19 protein-coding genes are annotated in these 26,021 nt (G+C 67.8%); 5 read left to right on the top strand and 14 right to left on the bottom strand.

From position 1 onward, the window contains the following. Positions 1 to 24 precede the first annotated feature (24 nt). Together AC6CHP_RS02620 and nudC are read right to left on the bottom strand one after the other, a co-directional pair. Positions 25 to 2,160, bottom strand: coding sequence for an ATP-dependent DNA helicase UvrD2 (locus AC6CHP_RS02620; RefSeq protein ID WP_377193753.1), 2,136 nt, complete (start codon positions 2,158 to 2,160; stop codon positions 25 to 27). A 57-nt stretch (positions 2,161 to 2,217) separates the two neighbouring features. After that, complete coding sequence (gene nudC, locus AC6CHP_RS02615) at positions 2,218 to 3,240, bottom strand: NAD(+) diphosphatase (RefSeq protein ID WP_377193751.1); 1,023 nt, start codon at positions 3,238 to 3,240, stop codon at positions 2,218 to 2,220. Between the two features lie 143 nt (positions 3,241 to 3,383). Here nudC and AC6CHP_RS02610 point away from each other — a divergent pair, with 143 nt between their 5' ends. After that, complete coding sequence (locus AC6CHP_RS02610) at positions 3,384 to 4,673, top strand: macrolide 2'-phosphotransferase (protein WP_377193749.1); 1,290 nt, start codon at positions 3,384 to 3,386, stop codon at positions 4,671 to 4,673. A 43-nt stretch (positions 4,674 to 4,716) separates the two neighbouring features. On the opposite strand, the gene AC6CHP_RS02605 is transcribed toward AC6CHP_RS02610, so the two are convergent. Genes AC6CHP_RS02605 through AC6CHP_RS02595 form a run of 3 tightly spaced genes read right to left on the bottom strand, consistent with a single transcriptional unit; the run spans position 4,717 to position 12,148 of the window. Further along, entirely contained in the window at positions 4,717 to 8,322 is a 3,606-nt protein-coding gene (locus tag AC6CHP_RS02605) for an ATP-dependent helicase (RefSeq protein ID WP_377193903.1), read from the bottom strand. A 59-nt stretch (positions 8,323 to 8,381) separates the two neighbouring features. Further along, positions 8,382 to 11,735, bottom strand: a complete 3,354-nt coding sequence (locus AC6CHP_RS02600; RefSeq protein ID WP_377193747.1) for an ATP-dependent helicase — start codon at positions 11,733 to 11,735, stop codon at positions 8,382 to 8,384. Next, on the bottom strand, positions 11,732 to 12,148 hold the full coding sequence (locus AC6CHP_RS02595) for an MGMT family protein (RefSeq protein WP_377193745.1): 417 nt from the start codon (positions 12,146 to 12,148) through the stop codon (positions 11,732 to 11,734). The genes AC6CHP_RS02600 and AC6CHP_RS02595 overlap by 4 nt, the downstream gene beginning before the upstream one ends. A gap of 63 nt (positions 12,149 to 12,211) precedes the next feature. Between AC6CHP_RS02595 and AC6CHP_RS02590 the strand changes: the two genes are divergently transcribed. The 4 genes from AC6CHP_RS02590 (at position 12,212) to AC6CHP_RS02575 (ending at position 15,699) form a co-directional block, all read left to right on the top strand. Then, positions 12,212 to 12,922, top strand: coding sequence for a 3'-5' exonuclease (locus AC6CHP_RS02590; protein WP_104185031.1), 711 nt, complete (start codon positions 12,212 to 12,214; stop codon positions 12,920 to 12,922). A gap of 326 nt (positions 12,923 to 13,248) precedes the next feature. Continuing rightward, positions 13,249 to 14,184, top strand: coding sequence for an ABC transporter substrate-binding protein (locus tag AC6CHP_RS02585; RefSeq protein ID WP_104185175.1), 936 nt, complete (start codon positions 13,249 to 13,251; stop codon positions 14,182 to 14,184). Between the two features lie 16 nt (positions 14,185 to 14,200). Next, positions 14,201 to 14,965, top strand: coding sequence for an amino acid ABC transporter permease (locus AC6CHP_RS02580; protein ID WP_066277429.1), 765 nt, complete (start codon positions 14,201 to 14,203; stop codon positions 14,963 to 14,965). Continuing rightward, positions 14,962 to 15,699 carry an amino acid ABC transporter ATP-binding protein gene (locus AC6CHP_RS02575; protein WP_188727678.1) on the top strand — a complete coding sequence of 246 codons (738 nt, stop codon included), beginning with the start codon at positions 14,962 to 14,964 and terminating at the stop codon, positions 15,697 to 15,699. The genes AC6CHP_RS02580 and AC6CHP_RS02575 overlap by 4 nt, the downstream gene beginning before the upstream one ends. Positions 15,700 to 15,820: 121 nt before the next feature. Here the strand turns inward: AC6CHP_RS02575 and hemL are convergent, their stop codons facing one another. From hemL to hemE, 9 genes are all read right to left on the bottom strand, one after another. Further along, the gene (gene hemL / locus AC6CHP_RS02570; protein ID WP_498228093.1) at positions 15,821 to 17,152 is read right to left on the bottom strand and encodes a glutamate-1-semialdehyde 2,1-aminomutase; all 1,332 of its coding nucleotides are present in this window, start codon (positions 17,150 to 17,152) and stop codon (positions 15,821 to 15,823) included. 46 nt (positions 17,153 to 17,198) lie between these two features. Then, positions 17,199 to 18,296, bottom strand: a complete 1,098-nt coding sequence (locus AC6CHP_RS02565; RefSeq protein WP_188727674.1) for an LLM class flavin-dependent oxidoreductase — start codon at positions 18,294 to 18,296, stop codon at positions 17,199 to 17,201. Next, positions 18,296 to 19,276, bottom strand: a complete 981-nt coding sequence (gene hemB, locus AC6CHP_RS02560) for a porphobilinogen synthase (protein WP_363955397.1) — start codon at positions 19,274 to 19,276, stop codon at positions 18,296 to 18,298. The genes AC6CHP_RS02565 and hemB overlap by 1 nt, the downstream gene beginning before the upstream one ends. Positions 19,277 to 19,338: 62 nt before the next feature. After that, complete coding sequence (locus tag AC6CHP_RS02555) at positions 19,339 to 20,226, bottom strand: uroporphyrinogen-III synthase (RefSeq protein WP_498228092.1); 888 nt, start codon at positions 20,224 to 20,226, stop codon at positions 19,339 to 19,341. Between the two features lie 61 nt (positions 20,227 to 20,287). Beyond that, positions 20,288 to 21,286: a hydroxymethylbilane synthase gene (gene hemC, locus AC6CHP_RS02550; RefSeq protein WP_427117484.1), complete on the bottom strand. Its 999-nt coding sequence runs from the start codon at positions 21,284 to 21,286 to the stop codon at positions 20,288 to 20,290. After that, complete coding sequence (locus AC6CHP_RS02545) at positions 21,283 to 22,560, bottom strand: ferrochelatase (protein WP_427117486.1); 1,278 nt, start codon at positions 22,558 to 22,560, stop codon at positions 21,283 to 21,285. Before AC6CHP_RS02545 ends, hemC begins: the two co-directional genes overlap by 4 nt. Continuing rightward, positions 22,557 to 23,258 carry a hydrogen peroxide-dependent heme synthase gene (gene hemQ, locus AC6CHP_RS02540; protein ID WP_188727665.1) on the bottom strand — a complete coding sequence of 234 codons (702 nt, stop codon included), beginning with the start codon at positions 23,256 to 23,258 and terminating at the stop codon, positions 22,557 to 22,559. The genes AC6CHP_RS02545 and hemQ overlap by 4 nt, the downstream gene beginning before the upstream one ends. Before the next feature lie 141 nt (positions 23,259 to 23,399). Further along, on the bottom strand, positions 23,400 to 24,860 hold the full coding sequence (gene hemG, locus AC6CHP_RS02535) for a protoporphyrinogen oxidase (RefSeq protein ID WP_427117488.1): 1,461 nt from the start codon (positions 24,858 to 24,860) through the stop codon (positions 23,400 to 23,402). A gap of 4 nt (positions 24,861 to 24,864) precedes the next feature. Further along, a complete protein-coding gene (gene hemE, locus AC6CHP_RS02530; protein WP_188727661.1) occupies positions 24,865 to 25,959 on the bottom strand; it encodes a uroporphyrinogen decarboxylase in 1,095 nt (364 codons plus the stop codon). Between the last annotated feature and the right edge of the window lie 62 nt (positions 25,960 to 26,021).

Genomic DNA, 26,021 nt, shown 5'->3' with positions numbered 1-26,021 from the left:
GATGCCTCGCGGAGCGGCCGGCCATTACAGCGACGTGCTTTCCGTCAGGACACGCAGGACGTCTTCCCCATACCGTTCCAGCTTTGCAGGTCCCACCCCTGCCAGCCGGGCGAGCTCCTCGAGCGACGCGGGGCGTGCTTCGGCAATGGCCGTCAGGGTTGCGTCGGTGAACACCACGAATGCGGGCACCTCGGCGGAGAGGGCAACCTCCCGGCGCCAGTTCCGGAGGGCGTCGAAGGTTTGTTCCTCGTAGCCGGGCGGACAGGAGTTGCACCGGCCCACTTTGCGTTCCGCGCCCGTACCGAGCATGCTTCCGCAGACCCTGCACATGGCGGGCGCGGCGGCTTTCCTGCGGGTCACGGTCACCTTCCCCCGGGTGTTGGAACTGGCCACGGAGTCGGGACGCAATCCATCGAGGAACCTTGAGGGTTTGCGGTTGGCACGGCCGCCCGGGGTCCGGGCGGTGGACCATGACAGCGACAAGTGTTCGCGCGCGCGGGTGATTCCCACGTACAGGAGCCGGCGTTCCTCGTCCACCGATTCCGGGGAGTCGGCAAAGGAAATGGGCATCAGCCCTTCACTGAGCCCCACCAGGAATACAGCGTCCCATTCCAGGCCCTTGGCGGCGTGGAGGGAGGCAAGGGTCACCCCCTGGACGGTGGGAGCGTGCTGGGCCAGGGAACGTTCCTGTAGTTCGTTGACGAAGTCGGCCAGGCTGAACTGTGCGCCCCGTACCTCGACCAGCTCATCGGCAAGGGCAACCAGCGCCGCCAGAGATTCCCAGCGCTCCCGGAGGGCGCCGCCGCTGTGCGGGGCCGAATCCGTGTAGCCGAGCGAGGAGACGATGTCCCGGACCAGCTGCCCGAGCGGTTGCGGGGAGTCCGTTTCGGCAACAGCCCGGGTGGCTGCGCGCAGCTGCAGGATGGCGTCGCGAACCTCCTTGCGGGCAAAGAACCGTTCACCGCCGCGCAACTGGTAGCCAATTCCGGCAGCGGCCAGGGCCTGTTCGTAGGCCTCGGACTGGCCGTTGGTGCGGAACAGGACAGCAACCTCGCTGGCGGGTGTGCCGGCGTCGAGCAGTGCCTTGATCTTTTGGGCAACCGTAGCCGCCTCAGCCTCGTCATCGGCACATTCCGTAAACTGCGGCGCCGGGCCGGCCGGCCGCTGGGCCACAAGCTGCAGGGGCGAAGCCCAGGCGGCGTCGGCCACGGGGCCGCCGCTGCGCCTGCCCGCCAACAGGTCGTTCGCGAGCTTCACCACCTGCGGTGTGGAGCGGTAGTCCCGGATGAGTTTGACAACGTTGGCCTGCGGATAACGGGCTTTGAACTCCAGCAGGTGTTTGGGGGACGCTCCGGTGAACGAATAAATGGTCTGGCTTGCGTCACCGACAACGCAGAGCTCGTCGCGGCCGCCCAGCCAGAGTTCCAGGAGCCGCTGCTGCAAAGGGGAAACGTCCTGGTACTCGTCCACCACGAAGTGGCGGTACTGCTCGCGGACTGTGGCAGCGACCTTCTCGTCCTCCTGGAGAATTCCCACTGTGATCAGCAGGACGTCCTCAAAGTCAATGACGTTGCGGTCGGTCTTGACGTCCTCGTAGGACTGGAAGACCCGGGCCACGGCGGTGAGGTCGAAGCCGCCCGGGGCTCCCCTGTCCTGCGCGTTTTCCAGGTAGTTTGCCGGCGTGAGCATGGACACCTTGGCCCATTCGATCTCCGAGGCGAGATCGCGGATGGAGGCCCTGTCGGTGCTGAGCCGGAGCCGCCGCGCGGCCTCGGCCAGCATCTGGGCCTTGTGGTCCAGGAGGTTGGGCAGGGTGCCGCCCACAGCCTGCGGCCAGAAAAACTGCAGCTGGCGTAACGCCGCGGCGTGGAAGGTGCGCGCCTGAACGTTGCCTGCTCCAAGGTCACGCAGCCGGCTGCGCATCTCGGCAGCAGCGCGGGCCGTGAAGGTCACGGCCAGCAGCCGCTGCGGCGAGTAGACGCCGGAATGGACGCCGTAGGCGATGCGGTGGGTGATGGCGCGGGTCTTGCCCGTCCCTGCCCCGGCCAGGACGCACAGCGGGCCGTTCAGGGTGCTGGCCACCTCCCGCTGTTCCGCGTCCAGGCCTCCCAGGATGCGGTCCTCAAGGGACGCTGCCCCGTCAAATTGTTCTGTAGTCACTTCTGCTGCTCTTTGTCTCGACTACCGCGTGCTGGAGTCTGGTGGATTCGTGGTGGGTCAGGCCTCGGCCCGGTCCTGGATGCGTCCGCCATACCAGTGCTCTATCAGCGAGCGGGCAATGGAAAGCCGGCTTGAAATGGTGATATCGCCGGCAAGCACAGCCTCCTGGAGTTCCTCCCGGCTGAACCAGCGCGCCCTGGTGACCTCAACGCCGTCGGGCCTTGCCTCGGCGTCTTCGGTGACGGCGGTAAATCCAAGCATAAGGGAGGCGGGGAACGGCCACGACTGCGATCCGAGGTACTGGCATGCAGTCACCCGGACTCCCACCTCCTCATAGATCTCGCGGACCACGGCCTGTTCGAGTGACTCCCCGGGCTCCACGAAGCCGGCCAGCGTGGAGTAGTTCCTGGCGTCCAGCGGACCGCCGCCGCCCAGCAGCAGCCGCCCGTCAGGGCCCACCACAGTCACGATGATGGCCGGGTCTGTCCGCGGGTAGTGCTCCGATGAGTCCGCAGGACACCGGCGGACCCAGCCGCCGGCCTCGACGTCGGTGGGGGTACCGCAGCGCGGGCAGTGCGTGTGCCCGGCGTGCCAGTTGGTGATGGCACTGGCCTCCACAAAGAGGGCAGTGTGCGTGGAGTTCAGCCCCGCTGCGACCTCGCGGAAGCCGGCCCAGCGGGCATCGGACGGGATACCGGCTGTACCCGGAGCAACCTGCTCAGGGAGGACATAAAGCAGGAGCCCGGTTCCAGCCGGCAGATCCGAATCCGGAAGCGCGGAGCCCAGGAAAACGACCAGTTCAGGCGCCGACCCGGCTGCAGTGAGCTCCTGGAGCAACGGCTGTGCGGCGGCTAAACACAGGCCGCCGCCCTGTACCAGGCCCTGCCGCCCGGACAGCACAACTGCCAGCGTTCCGGCCTTGGCCAATTGTTCGTCCACGATTCCGGGGGCTGTCCGGACAACCGACCCGCGGTCCACCAGCGCCGGCCGGACAGGAAGGAGGGTGTCCATGAGGTGGTTCGCGGGCAGCGTTGCCGGCTGCCCCTGGTAGACCGGTGTAACAGACTCCGCATGGCTCATATATCCACCGTACTGACTGGGGCTGACAATTGACATTTCCAGCCTGGCCCACGGTGCCCCCAGCCCCCCCCTATTTGCAGGTATCTCAAGACTCGCCGCCGCCGGACCGGCCTCCCGGCCCGCAGGCAATCTACCGTTGAAAGGTGAGAAGAAAAGCGATTGAACTGGCAGCCGTTGCAACCGCGGCAGTCCCCGGGCTGACCCCGACGGCCGTTAGCTCCGCCCCGGACGACCCCGCGGACTTCGACTCAGCGCTGCTCCTCGACTCGGAAGGGAAGCGCTGGCGGGTCAGGTCGCCGCGCCACGCCGAGGCCAGCGCCCGGCTCGAAACAGAATTCCTGGTGCTGCGCGCCTTCGCCCCGGCCATCCGCGCCGAGCTGCCTTTCCTGATGCCCACGGTCGCCGGCAGCGTGCGCCTGGGAAGCCTGAGCACTTTCGTCTACTCGCATCTGGGCGGCAGCACCCGCAGCGTTGAGGAACTGACGGCCGGGCCGGATGCTTTGGCACGGGAAATCGGCGTGGCGCTGGCAGCCATCCACGATCTGCCCCGCGCGATCGTCAGCAACGCCGACCTGCCCAGCTACACCCCCAACGAATTCCGCCAGCGCAGGCTGAACGAGCTGGACCAGGCCGCCACCACTGGAAAGATCCCTCCGTCCCTGCTGCTGCGCTGGGAGCACGCACTTGAGGACGTGTCCTTGTGGCGCTTCAATCCCTCCGTGGTGCACGGGGACCTGCATGAGGACAACCTGCTCGTGGAGGGCTCCCGGGTCACCGCCGTGACCGGCTGGACGGACCTCCGCATCGGCGACCCCGCGGACGACTTTGCCTGGCTGGTGGCGTCCAACGAGCAGGACTTCGTGAACGCCGTACTGGACGCTTACACCGCCGGCCGCCGCGACAAGCCCGACAAGCACCTGCTTCGGCGGGCAGCGCTGTCGGCCGAGTTCGCCCTGGCCCAGTACCTGGTCAAGGGCATCGCGGCCGGGGACGCCACCATGGTGGCGGAGGCGGAGGAGATGCTGTCCACCCTGGCCAGCGACATTGCAGAGCACGGCGGGCAGCCCATCAGCGTTGAGCCCCTTCCGTCCGCATCGCCTGCCACTGTCCCCGGCGCGGCTGCGCCGGTTGCCGTGGAACCTGCCGCGGGGGCAGGGGCTGGCCCCGGATTACGGGCGGCCGACGACGGTGTGCCGGCCGCGGTGCCTCCGGTCACTGTCTTTCCGGTACCGGCAGTCCAGCCGGCCGTGCATGTGACGCCTATTCCCGCTCCTGCACCTGCAACTCCCCCTGCCCGCACTGAAGGCGGCGCCGGCGGCGGAAGCAGCACTGGCACGGCCAACGGCACCAAGACCGGCGCCCCTGACGCACAAGGCGGTCCGGATGACACGTCGACGGCTGCCCTCACCATTGTTGACGCCAACAAGAACTAGCCGCAGGGCGGGTGTCAGCTAACCAACGTCCACGACGCGCCTATCAGGCAGAGGTGAAGGCAGCCGCCACCATCTCCTCCAGCTGGTCAGCGGATCCGAGGTCATGCGGCCGCACAATCTCGTTGTCCGCAACGTAGAAGAACGCCGCCCGGACATCCTCCAAGGGCACGCCTTTCAGCCGCGACCACGCCAGCCGGTACACGGCCAGCTGCACTGCCCGGGTCCGCAACTGGGTCCCGGACGGCCGCCGTCCGGTCTTCCAGTCCACCAGGTCCCAGCGACCGTCCGCGTCCTGGAAGACGGCGTCGATACGTCCACGGACCACAACCTCCCCAACACGGGTTTCCACCGGGACCTCAACAAAGGCCGGGGAGCGGTGGGCCCATGGGGAGGACCTGAAGGTGGCCACCATGGCGTCGAGGTCGTAGGCCGCATCGATGTGGTCATCGGAGCCCGGTGCCTCGCCGAGGTCGAGCATGCCTGCACTCCCGAAGTACTCTTCCACCCAGGCGTGGAATGCTGTTCCCTTCCGTGCCGACATGCCCGGTTCCCGCGGCACCGGCCTGCGGAGCCGCCAGAGCACCGCCTCCGGGTCTTCATTGAGGTCCACAAGTGTGGATGCGGAAATATGGGTGGGAAGGTGGACTTCCTGGCCGGACGACTTCCTTGCCCGGCGTTCCAGCAGGAGCGCTGCTTCCCTCGCCCAGCCGGCAGCCGGGCCGCTGAGCTGCGGATCCGGGACCATGATGGTGTCCTGGCCGGACAAAGCATTCGCGGGCGCTCCGGTGTCCGGCAGGGGCAGGGCCGGCTCATGGGGCAGGGCCCGTCCATGGTGCATGGCCTCCAGGGCAGCCGCCACCCGGGTGGCCGCCCGTTCCATGGCATCCCTGCGGCCCCCGGCAAGGCGGAGGCGGCCACCCGTACGGGGATCCACCGGCCCCTCCAAGGGATCGTAGGGCCATCCGGCCACCTCCACATCGAGGGTCAGTGGGCTGGCGTCCGGCAACGCAGCCTCCTCCACAGACCGTGGGTGGATGCCTGCCTGCACCGGAAGACCTTCGCGGGCCGGTGCGGCCATTGGCTCCAGCTCTGCCAGGAACGGTGACATGTCAGCCCGCCCGGACCTCGACCCCACCCAGGCTGCGCTGGACGCCCAGAGGACGTGCTTGGCCCGGGTGTAGGCCACGTAGGCCAGGCGGCGTTCCTCCGACTCCCCGTGCGCCTGGACGGCTGCCTTGAAGTCCTTTTCCGCGTCCAGCCATCCTTTCTGGTCCGGCTGGTCCAGGTCCCACTGGGGCAGGTCCGCCCGGTCACCGCGCAGCGGCCAGGGCAGGGCCGCGGATCCGCTGCTCCAGCGTGAGTCACGGTCGCTGGGAAAGTCCTTGGCATTCAGCCCCGGAACGAAGACAACATCCCATTCCAGGCCTTTGGAGGCATGCACGGTGAGCAGCTGGACGGCCTCGCGGTTGACATCGCTCGGCGGTGCTTCCAGGCCGTTTTCTTCAGCTGATGCCGCTTCCAGCCAGGACAGGAAGGCAAGGATATCCACGCGCTGGGAGGTGCGCAGGAAGCCGGCGGCTGCATCCTGGAAGGCGTCAAGGTTCCGGCGGGCCTGGTGGATGCTGATGCCCGGCCTTGCGGCAACCTCGATATCAAGGAGCATGGCCCTTTCCACTTCCCCCAGCAGGGTGGTGAGGTCGTCTCCCAGGTAGCCCCGGAGCTGGCGCAGCTCCGCCGAAAGCCGGAGCATCCGCCCGCGCGCGGCCGGGGTGAGGGACCTGCCGTTCGATGAAATCCACCCCTCCCGCGGCAGCCAGTCCAGGGCTTCCACCAGGCTGGCGGCGTCTGTCAGGTCGCCTTCCAGGACGGCCGGTTCTGCATCCGGCACGGTGTCATCGGCCGCTCCGGCCTGGCCGCGTCGCCGGGCGAGCTGGCTGGACCAGTCCCTCAGCGCCATCAAATCTGCCGGGCCTATCCGCCAGCGGGCCCCCGCGAGCAGGCGCATCAGCGCGTCGGAGCGGCCGGGGTCGGCGAGGACGCGCAAGGTGGCCACCAGATCCACGATTTCCGGTGTATCGAGGAGGCCGCCGAGACCGACGATCTCATAGGCGATGCCGCGGGCCTCCAGCTGGCGCCGGATGGGTTCCATTTGCGCACGACGCCGGCACAGAACGGCGATAGCGGGCGGAACCGGGGAACCGTCAGGCTTGAGCTCAAAGTCCGTCACACGGTATTTCAGGATGTCTTCAGCGAGCGCGGCAGCTTCGTCCACGTCGCTGGCAAACCGGCCCAGCACCACGGATCCTGCCGCCGCGTGCGGACTGGGCTGCAGCGGCGGAACTTCGGGGGCCACGGATCCTCCCCCGCCGGCGGGGCCGCGCTGCTCGGCCGCCCGGCCCAGGGATTCGGACATGACGTTGGCCGCGGCCAGGATCGAGCGGCCGTTCCGCCAGGCCGTCGTCAGGTAGGACGTCGGCGCAGGAGCCCAGGGCCCGGTGTCCTCCGCGGCCCGCACCCCCGCGGCACCTTTCTCCGCTGCCGCCTGACCGGTGGTCCCCGTCCTCACCGGAAACTCCCGGACAAAATGGAAGAGCTGCCCGGCCGACGCTCCGCGGAATCCGTAAATCGACTGGTTGGGATCACCCACGGCCGTCACCGCATGTCCGCCGCCGAAGAGCCGCGAAAACAGAACGAGCTGGGCGTGGGACGTGTCCTGGAACTCGTCCAGCAGTACCACTTTGTAGCGCTGCCGCTCCATCTGGGCAGCCAGCGGGACTTCGCGTGCCACTCGGGCAGCGAGGGCCACCAGGTCGCCGAAGTCCAGTGCACCACGGGCCCGCTTGGCCGCTGCGTAGCGTCCCACCATGTCGGCCACGGATGCCCTGGTCCGCAGCATCCCGGCGAGATCGGCCGCTGCCTGCGGGGGGTTCTTCTTTTTGTCGGCAAGGTAAGGGAGTGACTCGAAGTCGGACAACCGCGCCATCAGCCAGGCTTCGACGTCCTCGGGCTCCTGGAGGTGCTCGGCGCATTCACCGGCCAGCTGGATGACTGCCTTGACCAGCGTGGACTTGGCAGCCCGGAAATGCCCGTATTCGCCGTCGTAGGCCTCCACGACCTCACTCGCCAGCTGCCAGGCCTGCGCACCGCCCAGCAGGACCACATCACGCTCCACTCCCAGCCGGAGCCCGTAGTCGGAGACAATGCCGCTGGCGAACGAGTGGTAGGTGGAAACTTTCGGTTCCAGGGCGTCGCTGCTGAGCAGTCCCTCCGGGAAAACCCCGTGACCGTTATCCCGCTCAGCCTTGTCCTGGGCCATCCTGTCCTGGGCAACCAGGCGCTGGAGGGCAGCCAGCTTCGCACGGATGCGCGACGCGAGTTCACCGGCTGCCTTCCGGGTGAAGGTCACGCCCAGGACTTCCTCCGGCCTGACCCACCCGTTGGCCACGAGCCACACCACGCGGTCCGCCATGGTGGCTGTCTTCCCCGATCCTGCCCCCGCAATGACCAGCCGCGGGGTCAGCGGCGACGCAATGATCGCCGACTGTTCCGCGGTGGGCATGTTCTTTTCACCCAGCAGCACGGAAAGCTCTTCCGGGCTGAACCGCGGCCGGGGCGGTGTGGCGGCAGCGGCCATCTCCCGGGCAGCCATGGCCGTGGCACCTGAAGGTCCAGCGGCAAGGGTAGCCTCCTGCTCTTGCACGTCCTGCATCATTCAGTCACTTGCCTTCCACGCACGCACAACGGACAGACCTCGGGGAGCCGGCAGCCGTGGCCGCCGTGGCTGCCTTTGGACGGATCGTGCCGTGCCTCGAAGGCCCTGCCGCCCATTACCGAAGCTGCATCCTTCACCATGTCCAGGGCCCAGTTGTCCTGCTGATCGATCGGGTCCTGCTGCTGGATGGCCGGATTTTTTGCTCCGGTTCCCAGCTGGGCCAGTACCGCCCCGCCGGGTACCGGGCCCGCGTGGCTGCCCGGACCGTCGTCGAACCCGCCGGCAAGCACCGCTGCCTGGTAGGCACCCAGCTGCGGATGCCGGGCCAGTTCCCCCTTGCCGGGCTGACGTTTTCCCGTCTTCAGGTCCACAATCACCAGACGGCCCTCGGCATCGATCTCCAGCCGGTCCACCTGGCCGCGCAGGACCGCGTCCCGGTCACGGGCATCATCAACGGGGACTGTTCCAAGCGTCACCTCGAAATCCTGCTCAACGCCAACGAGGCTCCTGCCCTCGCTCCGCATCAGGAGGACATACTGGGCCAGCTTTCGCACCATGGACTCGGCACGCTGGAAATCAAGCCTGCCCTCCCAATTGTCCTTCATGCCCAGCGCAGGCCAGCGCCGGACGAGTTCCGCGACGTACTCGGAGCCGGAGGCGTCAGGCAGTTCCTGGGCAATCGCGTGGACCAGGGTGCCCAGGCTTCGGGCGAAGTCGGTGGCAGCCTCACCCCCTGCGGCCTGGACGAACCAGTCGAGCGGTGATTTATGGACTGTCTCCACTTTTGACGGTGACACGAACACCGTGCCGCCGGGTGGAACCACCGCCGCTTCGGAGCTCAGCGGGGGAAGGCCCCACCAGCTCTGCGGATGCGCGCCCGGAACGGGCGGCTCTGCCCTGGCCAGGCGCGCAAGCACCCTGGCCGCTTCCTCGGCCTGCGGAGCGTCCGTTCCGTCCAGCTGGGCGTGCTGCCGCAGTTCGGCAACGAGCGCCCGGAGCGTCATGGGGCGCTCTACTGCAGTGAAGCCGCGGGTTTCCTGGCCAGGAGCCAAGGGCGCCACATAGTCGAGGAATGAGGACGGCTGGTCGTCCTCGGAGGATACGGCGGTGCATACCAGCAGTTCGCGGGCCCGGGACACTGCTGTGGAGAAGCTCCGGAGCTCGTCATACCGGATATCGCGAAGCCGGCTCAAGGGATCCCGTTGCAGGGCGTAGCCTGCGCCGTGCTCCACCGCATCGCTGTACAGGGTGCTTCCAAGAAGCTCGCCGCGGAGCCGGGTGTTGGGCCAGACGCCCTCCTGGAGGCCGGCAACAATCACCACCGGCCATTCACGTCCGGCTGCACTGGCAGGCGTCATCAGCTCCACGGCGTCATCCACCTGTGCGCGTGCGGCAAGGGTGTCCATGGGGAGCTCCTGGTTCAGGAGATATTCAAGGAACTGCTCGGGGCCTGCCCCGGGCATCTGGTCTACGTACCGCTCCGCGGTGTGGAAGAGCGCCATCATGGCGTCCAGGTCACGGTCCGCACGCGCCCCGTGGGGTCCGCCGGAGAGCGCCGTTTCGGTCCAGGCGCCGGCGAGCCCGGTGGAGTCCCAGAGGGCCCAGAGGACTGATTCAGCGTTGGCCCCCGGTTCAGCAGCCGCCCTGCTGCCTGCCTGGATCATGCGTGCCGCACGGCGTGCGGCACGGCCCTCGATGCCAAGGCTTGACAGCGCGTTAGGCTCCAGCAGCGCTTCGACCAGCAGTGCGTCGCTGGTCCGGCCTCCGCCTCCCAGGATTTCTTCCCTTCTCAGCGATTGCCGCAGCCGGCGGAGCTCGATGGACGTTGCCCCGCCGATCCGCGAGGTCAGCAGCGATACGGCGGCCTCGGGGGTGAGCAGTGCCGGGTCCAACGCGATGGCGAAGGCATCAAGCAGCGGACGGACGGCCACCTCATCCCGGACAGCGGACTCTGCCACGGGAACACGCACGGCGATTCCCTGTCCGGACAGATAACGCTGGAACTCGCTGACCTGGGCGCCGTTGCGCACAATGACCGCGACGTCGGCCAGGTCACGGCCGTGGTTGATGTGCTGGTCCAGGATCCGCTGGGCCACGTACCGCAGTTCGTGAACGGCGGATGGAACAAGGTGTGCTTCCACTGCCCCTTCCGGCTCGTCGCCGCCAGGCTGATCGAGGCGCCTGGCCAGCTGGCCGCCCGCCCGCTGGGAGATCCGTCCGGCGACACTTAGCCAGGCACCGGCAACCGCGGTAGCTTGCCGGTGGGCATGCCGCAGCGGACGCTCCACCACTGGCGCCCCCGGCGACAGCAGGTGCGGCAGCTCCGCGACGAGGTCCGGCCTTGCCCCACGGAAGCCTTGGACGACGGTGTCCGGGCAGAAGGTGACGAAGGAGTCCTTGCCGCCCGCTATATCGGCCAGCAGCTCAAAGACTGCGGGGTTGGCCTCCTGGATGTCGTCCACGAGGATGACCTGCAGCCGGTCCCGTTCCGCGGCCAGGAACGCAGGAAAATCCTGGAAGACCTGCCGGGCGGCCGTGATGATCCCGGCGGGGTCGAAAGCCTCAGGCATCCGCAGGTCCAGGATGTCCCGGTACTCCGAGTACAGCGCAGCAGCGGCAACCCAGTCCGGCCTGCCGCAGTCACGTCCGAGCCGCACCAGGTCCTCCGGGGTGCGCCCTGATTCGATGATCCGATCAAACAACTGCCGGACTTCCTGCCGGAAGCCGCGCGTTTCCAGCGCCCCCTCCATATCGGCAGGCCAGGGCAGTTCCAGGCCCGGGAGCCGGTGTCCTTCAAGGAGTTCCTTGATGATGAGGTCCTGCTCCGGCCCGGAGAGGAGCCTCGGCGGCCTGGACAAGGACAGGAGCCCTTCAGCTTTGGCGCGCCTGATGACATCGAAGGCGTAGGACGCCCAGGTACGCGCCGGCGTTGTGCTCAGGCTCCTGTCCAGCCGTGCGGTGAAGCGGTCACGAAGGGTGTCTGCTGCGAGCCGGCTTGGTGCCAGGATCAGCATGCGCTCTGGATCCACGCCGTCCCTGAACGCCCGGCGGACGGCGGCCTCGACGAGGGTGGTGGTCTTGCCGGTTCCCGGGGCACCGGGCATCAGTACCGGCCCGGCCCCCTGGGGAACATCAACCGCGGCCTGCTGGTCCGCCGACAGCAGGGGCTCTGCCGCATGGACGTGGCGGGGCGGCAGCAGCCTTAGGCCTGTCGCGGCCGGGCTTCCCTGACTGCGGTCCGTGCTGCCGGCTCCAGGGCCCGCCGTTGCGTCCGCATCAGGTGCAGGACCTTCCGGGGAGTCATCCCGGTACTCGTCACGTGGACCGGTGAAGGGCGTTGTTACTGTCACACAGACATTCCATCATCAGCCACCGACAATCCAGGCAGCCGCCGCTCCAGCTCCTCGGCAACGGCATCAATCACGTCCAGTTCATCTTCGGCGGGCGCCCACCGGGCGGCCTGAAGATCCACACGCCAGCGTCCTTCCCCGGTCCGCTGGTATTCGAAATAGGCGCCCAGGAGGGGCGTCCCCTCGGCAAGGTAGTGGCGGAGGGCCTCAGCCTCGTGCCCGGCAGGTGCATGGCCGCTCGCCTTGAGGATCCGCCACCAGGGCACGCCGCTCCCGTAGTGGCTCATGACGGCGCCCACCTGCCTGGGGCCGCCGGAGCCCAGAAGCTCGGCAACGTCGCCGTACGCCACGGCGGATGCGGCGGGCACCAGTTCCACGATGGCCAGCACTGCCTCCACGTACTCAATCCGCATCGATCCAATCTAGCGGCAGTGGCGCTCCACGGAATTGTCAGTGGTGCCCTTTAGCGTTGATATATGAGCACCTGGAACACCCTCCCCCGCGCAGCGTTCGACCTCGAAACCACGGGCCGCAACTCGCGGGCTGCACGTATTGTCACGGCCTCCGTAACGGTGGTGGACCACAACGGCGACGTCATCAGGGAACATGAGTGGCTGGCCGATCCCGGGGTGGAGATTCCCACGGAAGCCAGCGACGTACACGGTGTCACCACCGAAAAGGCCCGGCGGGAGGGCAGGCCTGCACACGAAGTAACGCAGGAACTTGCCGCCGTCCTGCAGGACCTTTTTGACACGAACATCCCCGTCATCGCTTTCAACGCAAGCTACGATTTCACTGTCCTGGCCGCGGAATCGGCGCGCTACGGCGTGCCCCAGCTGAGCCGCTTCCCGGTCCTGGACCCCTACATCATGAACAAGCAGGTGGACCGCTACCGGAAGGGCAAGCGCACCCTGACGGCGCTGTGTGAAGAGTATGGGGTGGTCCTGGACAATGCCCACACGTCTGCGGCCGATGCCCTGGCAACGCTGCGGGTCCTGGACGCCATGGCCGGGAAATTCCCAAAGCTGATGATGCCCGCGACCCAGCTGCACCAGCTGCAGGTGGACTGGGCCACAAGCCAGGCGGCTGACTTCCAGGGCTACCTCCGGAAAACCAAGCCGGCTGCCGTCATCGAGGGCGACTGGCCGGTACTCCCCCCGCAGGACGCGAGCCTCGGCGGCTTCTGACATCGTGCTGCCGCACGGATGCGAGGCAAGTCACAGTAACAGGGCTTCACATTGGCGGGCAGACAACCACCTCCCGCATTCGGCATACCCTTGCCCAGACCGTTCAGTCGGAGCGTATTATCGCCGACCCATTGAATAGCCTTTGCTACTGACCGGATCAGGGGTGCTTTTGTTCGAATCACAACCGAAAAAGCGCAGGTGAGAGAATAAAGTTTTGCGGTCACCCCTGCCCTGCCGTGCTTGAACAGCGCCGGGCAGGTGCCAGGCGCCACCAGCGCAGCCTCGCGGCCCGGTTGACTAATGACTCAGATGAAAGCGACAACTTGATGAAAATCAAAGCGATGAAGTGGCTCACCACGGCTCCCGTGGCACTCGCCCTGGCTGCCTCCCTCGCCGCGTGCGGCTCAGGCTCCGCCGAGCCGACAGGGACACCCACGGACGCCCTCGCCGGCAGCGACCAGCAGACGCTGGACAAGTACACCACCGCCGACGTCACCCCGGTCGACCAGATCGACACGACCAAGCTGGGCCTGAACACCGAAGGCAAGCTTGAGGTGGGCACCCTGTCCGACGCCCCGCCGAACATTTTCATCGACCCCTCGGGCAAGTTCACGGGCTACGACAACGAACTGCTGCGCGCGATCGCCGGCGAGCTCGGCCTTGAGGTCGAATTCGTGGCCACCGATTTCTCGGCGCTCCTGTCCCAGGTGCAGACCAAGCAGTTCGACGTCGGATCCTCCTCCATCTCCACCACGGACGCCCGCCGCCAGAACGTCGGCTTCACCAACGGTTACGACTTTGGCTTCATGGCCGTGGTTGCCAAGACCGACAGCGACGTCAAGGGCTTCGACGACCTCACCGGCGACCTTCGCATCGGCGTGGTCCAGGGCACCGTCCAGGACGATTACGTCACCAACACCCTCAAACTCGAGCCGATCCGCTTCCCGGACTACGCCACCGTGTACGCCAACGTGCGCAACGGCCAGGTGGACGCCTGGGTGGCGCCGTCCCAGCAGGCGACCGGCCAGGTCAAGGAAGGCGACGGCACCGTCATTGCCGAATCCGTCGTCAACACACAGAACTTCACCGCCTACGCCGTGGCCAAGGACAACCAGCCGCTGATCGACGCGCTGAACTCCGGCCTTGACGCCGTGATCGCCGACGGAACCTGGTCCAAGCTGACCAAGGAGTGGTACCCGGACCGCGAGATGCCGGCCGACTGGAAGCCGGGCAGCAAGGCCGCCACGGTTCCGCAGAACTGATTGAGCCGGGACGTTTATGGATCTCTTGGACCAACTGGCTGACACTTTCTTCAACTGGGAGGAAATGGCCAAAGTCATTCCCGCCCTGCTCATGGTGGGCCTGCCCAACACGCTGATACTGGCTGTGGCTTCCGGCATCTTCGGTTCCCTGCTGGGACTCGCGCTGGCCATGATGGGCATTTCCCGCAACGCGGGAGCCCGGTGGGTGGCACGTATCTACACCGACATCTTCCGTGGCCTGCCCGCCATCCTGGTGATCCTGGTCATCGGCATCGGGCTCAGCCCCATCGCCAGGGAAATCACCGGGTCCCGGAACCCGTACCCCCTGGGAATCCTCGCCCTGACCCTGATCGCGGCTGCCTACATCGGTGAAATTTTCCGTTCGGGTATCCAAAGCGTTGAGAAGGGCCAGCTTGAGGCTTCCCGGGCGCTGGGATTCAGCTACGGCAGTTCCATGCGCCTGGTGGTGGTGCCGCAGGGAATCCGGCGGGTCCTGCCCGCACTGGTGAACCAGTTCATCTCGCTGCTGAAGGATTCGTCGCTGGTGTTCATGCTCGGACTCGCTGCTTCCGACCGGGAAATTTTCCGGATCGGAAATGACGCCATGGCCAATACCGGAAACCTGTCTCCGCTGGTGGCCGCCGGGGTGCTGTACCTGATCCTGACCGTCCCGCTGACGCACTTCGTGAACTTCATCGACAACCGGCTGCGCACCGGCAAGCCGGAAAAGAAGGAACCGGACGAGCTGGCAGCGCCTATCGGCAAGGGGGCACAGGCATGACGGAATTCGCTTCCGGAACCCTGACCGGAAAGAACCTGCACCTTTCCTTCGGCCACAACCATGTTCTCCGCGGCATTGACCTGCATGTGGAGAAGGGCACTACGGCCTCTGTGATCGGCCCGTCAGGATCCGGCAAGTCCACGCTGTTGCGCGTGATGAACCGGCTGATCGAACCCGACCAGGGTGACATTCTCCTGGACGGCCGTTCGGTACTGAAGGACAACCCTGACGAACTCCGCCAGCGGATCGGCATGGTGTTCCAGCAGTTCAACCTGTTCCCGCACAAAACGGTGGTGGACAATGTGTCCCTGGCGCTGCGGAAGCTGCGGAAGCTGTCCAAGGATCAGGCCCGCGCCGAAGCCCTGGAACAGCTGGACCTGGTGGGCCTGAAGCACAAGGCCGACTCCCGCCCGGCCAACCTTTCCGGCGGACAACAGCAGCGTGTGGCTATTGCCCGGGCCCTGGCCATGAAGCCTGAGGTCATGTTCTTCGATGAGGCGACCTCGGCCCTTGACCCGGAGCTCGTCAAAGGCGTCCTGGCGCTGATGGCCGACCTGGCGAAGGGCGGCATGACCATGGTGGTCGTAACCCACGAGATGGGATTCTCCCGCAACGTGTCGGACACCGTGACCTTCATGGATGCCGGCGTTGTGGTGGAATCCGGCCCGCCGGAGCAGATCTTCACCGCGCCCCGGACGGACCGGCTGAAGGGCTTCCTCTCGGACGTCCTCTAAGTTCACAGGCAGGCACAGCCAGAAATCCCCGCCTCCCGGACTTTTCCCCCTTGCACGCAAGGGAGATTTGTCCGGAAGGCGGGGATTTCTTTGTGTTGAGGAATGGGGAACGACGGCGGAGCTAGCCTTGCGCCGCGGCGGCGGCCTTCGCTGCGGCCGGCAGTGCGTCGAAGATCCGGTTCATGGCCGTGTCATCGTGCGCGGCGGAGAGGAACCAGGCCTCGAACACCGACGGCGGCAGGTATACCCCGGCCTCCAGCATCGAGTGGAAGAACGGCGCGTAGCGGAAGCTTTCCTGCGCCTGGGCGTCGGCGTAGTTGTGGACGCCGTTGGCCGAGGTGCCGAAGGCCACCGAGAAGAGGTTGCCGGCGAACTGGATGGAGTGGTCCACCCCGGCGGAGTCCAGGGCGCTGGACAGGGCCGAGGAAAGTTCCAGCGAGCGGACATCGATAAAGGAGTAAACGTCCCGGGTGGCGTGGGTCAGGGTGGCCACACCGGCCGCCATCGCCACCGGGTTTCCGGAGAGCGTTCCGGCCTGGTAGACGGGACCCGTGGGGGCCAGGTAGTCCATGACGTCGGCACGCCCGCCGAGGGCCGCCGTCGGCATTCCTCCGCCGATGACCTTGCCGAAGGTGAGCAGGTCCGGGGTCCACGGCTCGGCGGCGTCGGGCGCTCCGCCGGTAAGCCCCCAGTAGCCTGAGTAGCCGGTACGGAAACCGGTGAGCACCTCGTCCACGATGAGCAGTGCCCCGTGTTCACGGGTGATGCGTGACAGGCCAAGGTTGAAGCCTTCCCCCGGGGTCACCACGCCCATGTTGGCGGGGGCGGCTTCCGTGATCACGGCCGCGATGTTCTGCCCGTGCGCGGCGAAGGCTTCCTTGACGGCGGTGAGGTCGTTGTAGGGAAGCACCAGGGTTTCTGCGGCGGTGGCCTCCGTGACACCTGCGGAGCCGGGCAGGGCGAGGGTGGCGACGCCGGAACCTGCAGCCGCGAGGAGGCCGTCCAGGTGGCCGTGGTAGCAGCCGGCGAACTTGATGATGAGGTTGCGTCCCGTGAAGCCGCGCGCCAGGCGGACGGCGGTCATGGTGGCCTCGGTGCCGGTGGACACCATCCGGAGGCGTTCGACGGCGGGAACGCGTTCCTTGACGATTTCGGCCAGGTTCGCCTCATCCGGGGTGGAGGCGCCGAAGGACAGTCCGCGGTCCACGGCCGCGTGGACCGCGTCCAGAACAGCGGGGTGGGCGTGGCCCAGCAGCGCCGGACCCCAGGAGCAGACCAGGTCCACGTATTCCTTGCCGTCGGCGTCGGTCAGGTACGGACCCTTGGCTGAGACCATGAAACGCGGCGTTCCGCCCACGGACCCGAAGGCACGGACCGGCGAGTTGACCCCGCCCGGCATGAGCTGGCGGGCGCGGTCGAAAAGTTCCTCGTTGCGAGGGTTGCTGGAAGTCATGGTTCCTATTCTCTCAGGTGGCCGGCGCTGTCTTTTGCCGGATGCGTCAGGTGCCGAGCAGTTCTGCCACGCGGGGTGCCACCGCCGTGCCCATCAGCTCAATGGAGCGCATCATGGCGGAGTGCGGCAGCGGCCCATTGCTGTATTTGAGGTCGAATCGGTCGACGCCCAGGTTCTGCTTCAGCAGGACGATCTTCCGGGCCACCGTCTCGGGAGAGCCGACGTAGAGTGCGCCCTCGGGTGCGCACAGGGCGTCGAACTCGCCCCTCCCCGCCGGTCCCCAGCCCCGCTCCGCGCCAAGTTTGTTCCGCAGCTTCAGCCAGTGCGGGAAGAGTTCCTCGCGGGCCTGCTCGTCGGTGTCCGCCACGTGTCCGGGTGAATGGGTGGCGACCTGCTGCATGGGGTGGCCGTACTTGGCCATGGCTTCCCGGTACAGGTCCACGAGCGGACGGAAGGCGCGGGGTTGGCCGCCGATGATGGCGAAAATGATGGGGTAGCCGTACTGGGCGCAGCGCAGTACGGATTCCGGCGTGCCGCCCACTCCGATCCAGGTGGGCAGCAGGTGGCGCTCCAGCGGCGGGTACACGCTCAGCCCGGACACGGCCGGCCTGGTGCGGCCTTCCCAGTGCACCGGTTTCTGCGCCCGGACCTTGTCGAACAGCTCGAGTTTCTCCTCGAACAGGACCTCGTAGTCGGCCAGGTCCAGTCCGAACAGCGGAAACGATTCGATGAAGGAGCCGCGGCCCAGCATGACTTCGGCACGGCCGTTGGAGATGGCGTCCACGGTGGAGAACCGCTGGAACACCCTGATGGGATCATCGGAGCTCAGGACGGTGACCGCCGAGCCCAGCCGGATCCGGGTGGTGCGGGCGGCAGCGGCGGCGAGGAAGACTTCCGGCGCGGACACCGCGTAGTCCTTGCGGTGGTGCTCGCCCACGCCAAAAGCATGGAGTCCGACGGCGTCCGCCAGTTGGGCCTCTTCCAGCAGCTGGCGCAGCACCCGGGCATGCGGCTGCGGGCTTCCGTCCGGGTTCTCACCGACATCGCCGAACGTGTTCAGGCCCAGGAGGATCCGGCCTGGTCCAACCGGGGTGGTGGGACCCTCGGGAACCGCTGCGGATCGGGGAGCCGGGGTGTCGCTCATCAGGACTCCTTCAGCCAGCCGGCCAGTTCGGCGGCCCAGTAGGTCAGGACCATGTGGGCGCCGGCGCGCCGGATGCCCAGCACGGACTCGGTGATGGCGGCGCGCCGGTCGATCCAGCCGTTGGCGGCAGCGGCCTCGATCATGGCGTATTCGCCGGAGATCTGGTACGCCGCCACCGGGACCGGGCTCATGGCGGCGACATCGGCCACGATGTCCAGGTAGCTCATGGCGGGTTTGACCATCACGATGTCGGCCCCCTCTGCGAGGTCCAGTTCCACCTCGCGAAGGGCCTCCGTGCGGTTCCCGGCGTCCATCTGGTAGGTCCGCCGGTCGCCTTTCAGCTGGGAGTCGACAGCTTCGCGGAACGGGCCGTAGAAAGCGGAGGCGTATTTGGCGGAGTACGCGATAACGGATGTGCTGGTGTGGCCCGCACCGTCCAGGGCGGAACGGATGGCGGCGATTTGGCCGTCCATCATGCCGGAGGGGCCCAGCATGTGGGCGCCGGCGTCAGCCTGGGCCACGGCCATGCGTGCGTAAATCTCCACGGTGCGGTCGTTGTCCACGTATCCGTCGGCGTCGAGCACGCCGCAGTGGCCGTGGTCCGTGAATTCGTCCAGGCACACGTCGCTCATGACCACCAGGTCGTCTCCCACCTCGGCGCGCACGTCCCTGATGGCCTTGTTCAGGACGCCATCCGGGTCAAGGGACGCCGTTCCCTCGGCGTCCCGGGTTTCCGGGATGCCGAACAGCATGATGCCGCCCAGACCGAGCTCCACCGCTTCAGCAGCAGCACGCTTCAGGGTTTCCGTGGTGTGCTGGACAACGCCCGGCATGGAGGTGATGGGGTTGGGTTCCGTGAGGCCTTCACGGATGAAGGCGGGAAGGATGAGTTCCGCCGGTGCCAGGCGGGTTTCGGCGGTCAGCCGGCGCATGGCGGGCGTGGTGCGCAGGCGGCGGGGGCGGTGGCTGGGAAAAGTCATGGTCCTGTCCTTGGCGTTGGTTCGGGCGGTGAGTGGGTGGCCGCTGGCGGGCGTCCCGCGCGTCAGGGTGGTTCTCCGCCTTCATCCTCCGGTGCGATGAGCGCTGCCGCGACGGCGGCTACAAGCCCTGCCGGCGACGGCTCAGCCGCGATGGCAGCCACCGGCATGCCAAGCGCGGCGGCCTGGTCCGCCGTCGAACGCCCGATGGCCACGAAGCGGCACCCGAGCAACGGGGACAGCGCATGGATGCGCCGGGCGGCGCTGGGGGAAGCTGCAATGACGGCGTCGAGGCGGCCGTCCGCCAGCTCAGCTGCGGCGTCTTCAGGCGTCAGCAGGGCGTACGACGGCGGCTGCCGGGGCGCTCCCCCGCCTTCCGCCGGGATGGCCAGCCTGCGCTCCGCCGCGGCGGGGTAGTCCACCGTGCGGTATGCGGTCACTGCCGTCACGGTGCTTCCGGCTGCCGACAAGCCTTCCGCCAGGCGCGGTGACGCGATGTCCGCCTGCGGCAGCAGGACCTTGCCGTCCCCTCCCGCCCACACAGCGAGCAAGCCTGCCGCGGACTGGTCATCCGCTGGTGTCAGGGCCACGGCAAGCCCCCGGTCCTCCAGGAGCCTGCGCGTCGCCGCCCCCACCGCGGCTATGCGGGTGGCAGCCGGGATCCACTGGGCAGGCACCAGTCCACGTTCGGCGGCTTTGGCCGTGAGCACATGGACTGTAGTGGCGCTGCTGACCACCAGCCAGTCGAATGCCCCGGCACCGAGGGCATCGCAGGCCACATCGAGGGAGTGCTGGTCCGGCGCACGCTCGAAGTCGATCAAGGGCAGCAGGAGTGCGCTGGCACCTGCATCCTGCAGCGCGTCCACGAGCGCCAGCGACCGCTCCGGGCTGCGCGTGATCAATACCCGCTCCCCGGCCAGTGGCCGCTCCCGCGGCCGATCCTTGTCCCGCATGCTTATCCGCGTCCCGGCCGGGCCTGCCGGACGCACAGGACAGGCAATCGCATGGCCGGAATCAGGAGGCCTGCAGGTCTGCGATGTCCGCGGCACCGGCGGCCAGCAGGACTTCGGCCAGTTCAATGCCCAGCAGCGTGGCACCCACCTCAGTGAGGCCGTCGGTTGCGCGCTTGTCCCGGACCGAGGCCGTGCCGTCCACGGCGCACACCACGGCTTCCAGGTAGAGCATGCTGCCCTTGCGGAAGGCGTAGGCGCCAACCGGTGCCGCGCAGCCGGCCTCCAGGCGGGCCAGCAGGGCCCGTTCAGCCGTGACCGCGAGCCGCGTATCCGGATCGTCAAGTGCACTGAGCGCCTGGGCCAGGACGTCCCTGGAGCCCTCGGCAGAGCCGGGGCGGGGCGGGGCGTCAGCCGTGCGGCACTCGATGGCCAGCGACCCCTGCCCGGCGGCGGGAAGCATAACGTCCGTTTCGAGGAACTCGCTGACTGTATCCAGCCTGCTGATGCGTTCCAGGCCTGCGGCGGCCAGCACCACGGCGTCCAGGTCGCAGGACTTGCCGGGTACCACCTCGGTGACGGTGTTGCCCGGCAGCCCGGGGACGCGGCCCAGGCGGGTGTCCACATTGCCGCGGATGTCGATGATCTCCAGGTCCGGCCGTGCGGCGCGAAGCTGGGCGGCGCGCCGGGGCGAGCCGGTACCCACCCGTGCGCCCTTGGGGAGGTCAGCCAGTTTCAGCCCGTCCCGGGCGCACAGGACGTCGCGGACATCCACCCGCCGCGGCGTGGCCGCTAGGCTGAGCCCGACGGCCGCGCCGGTGGGCAGGTCCTTGAGCGAGTGGATGGCCACGTCGCATTCGTTGCGCAGCAGCGCATCCCGCAGGGCGGCGACAAAAACGCCGGTGCCGCCCATCTGGGAGAGCGAGCCGGTCAGGACATCGCCGTCGGTCCGGATGTGGACGAGCTCCACCGGAAAGCCTCCGACGGCGGCCAGCTGGTCCGCTGTCTGCTGCGTCTGGGTAAGCGCCAGCTTGCTGGCGCGGGTGCCGATCCGGACCGTCACTGCTGCGGCGCTCCCCCGGCCGCCGCTGGCTGGCTGGCGCCGGCTTCGCCGGGATAGGCGTCATGCCCGGCGCCCACGGTGGTGTCCGCACCGGCAATGGTGGGCTTTTCGCCCCGGAAGTTCTGGCAGCATCCCGGCCGGCAGACGTCGTACCAGGGACCGAGGTCCGTCAGCGCCGGGCGGTCAGCGATGTTGTTGGCCGCCGTCCGCTCCGAAATCAGGTCCACCATGCCGTTGACGAACTTGCGGTGGGTGCCGGGTGTGGGGACGCGCGTGGCGGTCAGCCCCAGGTTGGCGCAGGTTTCCAGGGCCTCGGTGTCCAGGTCCCAGACAACTTCCATGTGGTCACTGACGAAGCCGAGCGGGACGATAACGATTCCCTTGACATCCTGGCCGGCAAGTTCCTCGATGGCGTCGTTGATGTCCGGTTCCAGCCAGGGCACGTGCGGTGCCCCGGAGCGGGACTGGTACACCAGGGACCACGGTGCCGTCAGGCCTGATTCCTCTTCCACGCGTCGGATGACAGCGGCAGCCGTGGCGAGGTGCTGGGCCACGTAGGCGGACCCTTCCGCGAATTCGCGGGGTTCGCCTTCGGAGCGGCCCGCGGCCTCCGCATCCCGGGTGGGGATGGAATGGGTGGCGAACAGGATCTGCACCGGCGCGTCGGGGGTGCCTGCGGCTGCAAGCTTTTCCCGGACTTCCGCGAGGCCGGCGGCGGTGCCCTCAACGAACGGCTCCACGAACCCGGGGTGGTCGAAGTACTGGCGCACTTTGTCCACTTCCAGCCGGCCGTCCAGTCCGGTTTCGGTCAGCGCCATGCCGATGTCCTCACGGTACTGGCGGCAGCTGGAGTAACAGGAGTAGGCACTCGTGGTGATCATCAGCAGGCGGCGGTGGCCGGCGTCGTACGCGTCCTGCAGGGTCTGCGGAATGTACGGCGCCCAGTTGCGGTTTCCCCAGAGGACCGGCAGTTCGATGCCGCGGGCAGCGAGTTCCGCTTCCAGGGCGGCCTTGAGCTCGCGGTTCTGCTGGTTGATGGGGCTGATGCCCCCGTTGGCGCGGTAGTGGTGCGAGACCTCTTCCAGCCGCTCATCCGGGATGCCGCGCCCGCGGGTGACGTTGCGGAGGAACGGAATGACGTCCTCCTGGCCTTCCGGCCCGCCGAAGGAGGCGAGGAGGACGGCGTCGTAGTTCTTGGGAGCCATCCGCCCGGCCTCGGTGACAGGGTTGACGCCGGCGGCGCCGCCGGCGTTTGTGGGGTCCAGCTGGCTCATGCGAGCACCTCCGCTACTTCTGCCGGGGAAATCCGGCGTCCGGTGTAGAACGGGACTTCCTCCCGGACGTGGTTGCGTGCCTCGGTGGCGCGCAGGTGGCGCATCAGGTCCACCAGGTCCACCAGTTCGGGGGCCTCGAGGCCCAGGATCCATTCCCAGTCGCCCAGGGCGAACGAGGAAACGGTGTTGGAGATGACCTGCGGGAACTCCCGGCCCAGGAGGCCGTGTTCCCGAAGCATTGCGCCCCGCTCTTCCTCAGGGAGGATGTACCACTCGTAGGAGCGGACGAACGGGTAGACGCACAGCCATTCCGCCGGTGCCACCCCGCGGGAGTATGCGGGCGTGTGGTTCTTCGCGAACTCTGCCTCACGGTGCACGCCCATGGCGGACCAGACAATCTCGGTGCCCGAAAACAGGGTGCTGCGGCGGATGTCGCGAATGGCCTGCTGCAGCGCTTCCGGCTTGGGGCCGTGGAGCCACACCATGACGTCAGCGTCTGCCCGCATGGCGGAGACGTCGTAGCTTCCGCGGTGCGTCACGCCGGCCCTGGCCAGCCGTTCCAGGAGGGCTCCGAAGTCAGCGGCGGCGTCGGCGCTGCGGATCAGGGTTTCGGAGCGCTTGAATACCGTCCAGAGGGTGAAAAACTGCTCGGCTGATTCTTCGGTTTTAGTGACAGATTCGGCAGAAGTGTGGCTCATGGTTACAAGTTTGCCCCTTCGTACCCGCCAAGTCGAAACCAACAACTTCTACAAGCCGTAGAAGTGCGCAACGTCACATCCGTTGAACGATGCCGTGGCTGAGGGAGCCGGCGAAGATCGCCGAAAGAAGTGCCAGGGGATTTAGCGGTCCAGGTTCCGGATTTGTTCAATCGTGTCGGAGACCACAGCGGCCAGCCCGTTGCCGGCCACCCAGCCGCCGACGACGGCCAGGTTACCCACCGCGGCACAGGCCTTCCGGATTTCGGCCACGCGGGCGCGGTGCCCCACGGCGGCGAAGGGCAGGGACCCCCGCCACCGGACCACATCCCAGTCCATGACGTCCTCCGCGGCGATGGCCACGCCCAGCAGGGCCTGTGCATCCCGCAGGGACGCGGCAAAGAGTTCCTCGTCGGTGTCCGGGCCGCCGGGCTGCCCGCCGGCCCCGTCCACCCGGCCATACGAGAGCCTGACCACGTGCCGGCCAGGGCCGGCCGCGTCAGCCAGCCAATCCCATTTGCCGGTGGCGTGGGTCAGGGCCTTCGCTTCAATGCCGGGGGTCTGGGGCGCCACCAGGATGCCTGTGCCGCGCGGCCGGCGGTCCAGTTCGGGCTTGTTGACCACGAGTGTGACGAGTTTGACGTCCGGTCCAGCAGGGGGCCGGCGTCCCGCCAGCGCGGGTACTGCGGCTTCCAGGAGGTCGACGGCGGCCGGACCGTCCACGCCCACAACCAGCGTGCCGGCGTCGAACGTTGCTCCGTGGGAGCTGACCCGCCACCCTTCAGGCGTCCGGACCACCGCTGAGGCAGGCGTCCCGGACAGGAGCGTCACGCCCCGCTCGCGGAGGTCGCCCACCAACGCGGTGACCAGCGTGTGCATCCCGCGTTCAAGGCCGGCAACGGCCGAGCCCGCCTTTGCACTAGCTGGGGGCTCCTGCCTGGGGCCGTTGTTCGCAGGTGACCCTGCGCCGGCGCGACGCTGGGCGGAAACCGCGGCAGCCAGGGATCCGTGCCGCCTGATTCCGGCGCGAAGCCCCGGGGCCACCATGTCGACGTCGAGCAGTCCGGGATCCGCGGAGTGGACGCCTCCTACCACCGGCGCCACCAGGCGCTCCAGGACTTTGCTCCCCATGCGTGCCTTCACCAGGGCGGAGACGCTGGTGACGGCCTCCGCCGTCCCCACCGACGCCGGCAGGAACCTGTCCAGCGCGGCCCTAAGGGTTCCCACGGGGCCCAACGACCTCCGGACTTCCGGGTCCCAGGGGTTGGCCGGGATGCCCAGGACGCCCGTCTTGGGAAGTTCGCGCGGGCCGTCCGGGAGCTGGACCCACGCTCCTCCGGGCCGCGGCGGAACAATGCTGCCGGCAAGGCCAAGCTCCGCAGCAAGCCGCGCAACGGCGTCGGACCGGGTGGCGAAGGATTCCGCACCGCTGTCCAGGGTCAGGCCGGCAACGGTGTGGCTGCCCACGCAACCGCCCCACTCCGTTCCGGCTTCCAGGACTGTGACCTGATAGCCGGCGGAAGCCAGCTCCCGGGCAGACAGCAGTCCGGACATGCCGCCGCCCAGCACCAGCGCGGTCCGGGCCTGTGCCGGCGTGCTGCCCATGGGACTACTCCGGGGAGATGGAGTGGATGAGTTCAACCACCCGCGTGAGGACGGCGGGATCAGTCTCCGGCGGGACGCCGTGCCCCAGGTTGACCACGTGTCCGGGGGCTGCCGAGCCTGCGGCTACGACGTCGCGGACGTGGGCCTCGAGGATTTCCCAGGGCGCCGGCAGCAGGGCAGGGTCGATGTTTCCCTGCAGCGGCACCGTGCCGCCCAGCCGGCGGTTGGCCTCATCGAGCGGAAGCCGGTAGTCAACGCCCACCACATCCACTCCCACGTCACGCATGGCCACCAGGAGCTCCGACGTGCCTGTGCCGAAGTGGATGAGCGGAGCGCCGAGGTGCCGCACATGGTCCAGGGCGCGTGCCGAGGCCGGCGCCACATACCTGGTGTAATCGGCCAGGCCCAGGGAACCTGCCCAGGAGTCAAACAGCTGGGCTGCGGAGGCGCCGGCCTCAAGCTGTGCCTGCAGGAACATGCCGGAGGCGTCTGCCGCCCAGTTGGCCAAGGCGTTCCAGGTTTCAGGATCGGCATGCATCATGGTGCGCGGGCCCAGGTGGTCACGGGACGGCCTGCCCTCCACCATGTAGGCAGCCAGCGTAAACGGTGCGCCGGCGAAGCCGATCAGGGGGGTGCTGCCGAGTTCGGCCACGGTGAGGCGGACCGCTTCGCGGATCGGTTCCAGTGACTCCCAGGTGAGCTGCGGCAGCGCTGCCACGTCTGCGGCAGTGCGGACCGGAGTGTCCAGGACGGGTCCCACTCCAGGCACGATGTCCACGCCTACCCCGGCAAGCTTCAGGGGAATGACGATGTCGGAGAAGAAGATGCCCGCATCAACGTCGTGCCGGCGGACCGGCTGGAGCGTGATTTCGGAAGCCAGCTCGGGGCGCAGGCAGGAGTCCAGCATGGCGACGCCTTCGCGGACCTTGAGGTACTCGGGCAGTGAGCGTCCGGCCTGCCGCATGAACCAGACGGGGCGTCGGGACGGTTTGCCTCCGCGGTAGGCCGTGATCAGCGGGGAATCTGCGGTGCGGCCGTCCAGCAGCGGGTGGTCTGCGGCGAGGGCGCCGGCAGGGGACATGGCAGGGCTGGAAGTCATGCCTCTGATTGTGCCGAAAATCGGCTGCAAAAGATAACGACAAAGTGTCATCCAGAGGCGCT

It is taken from the genome of Pseudarthrobacter sp. GQ63, assembly GCF_059758765.1.
This window is presented reverse-complemented; position numbering and strand designations above follow the sequence as displayed.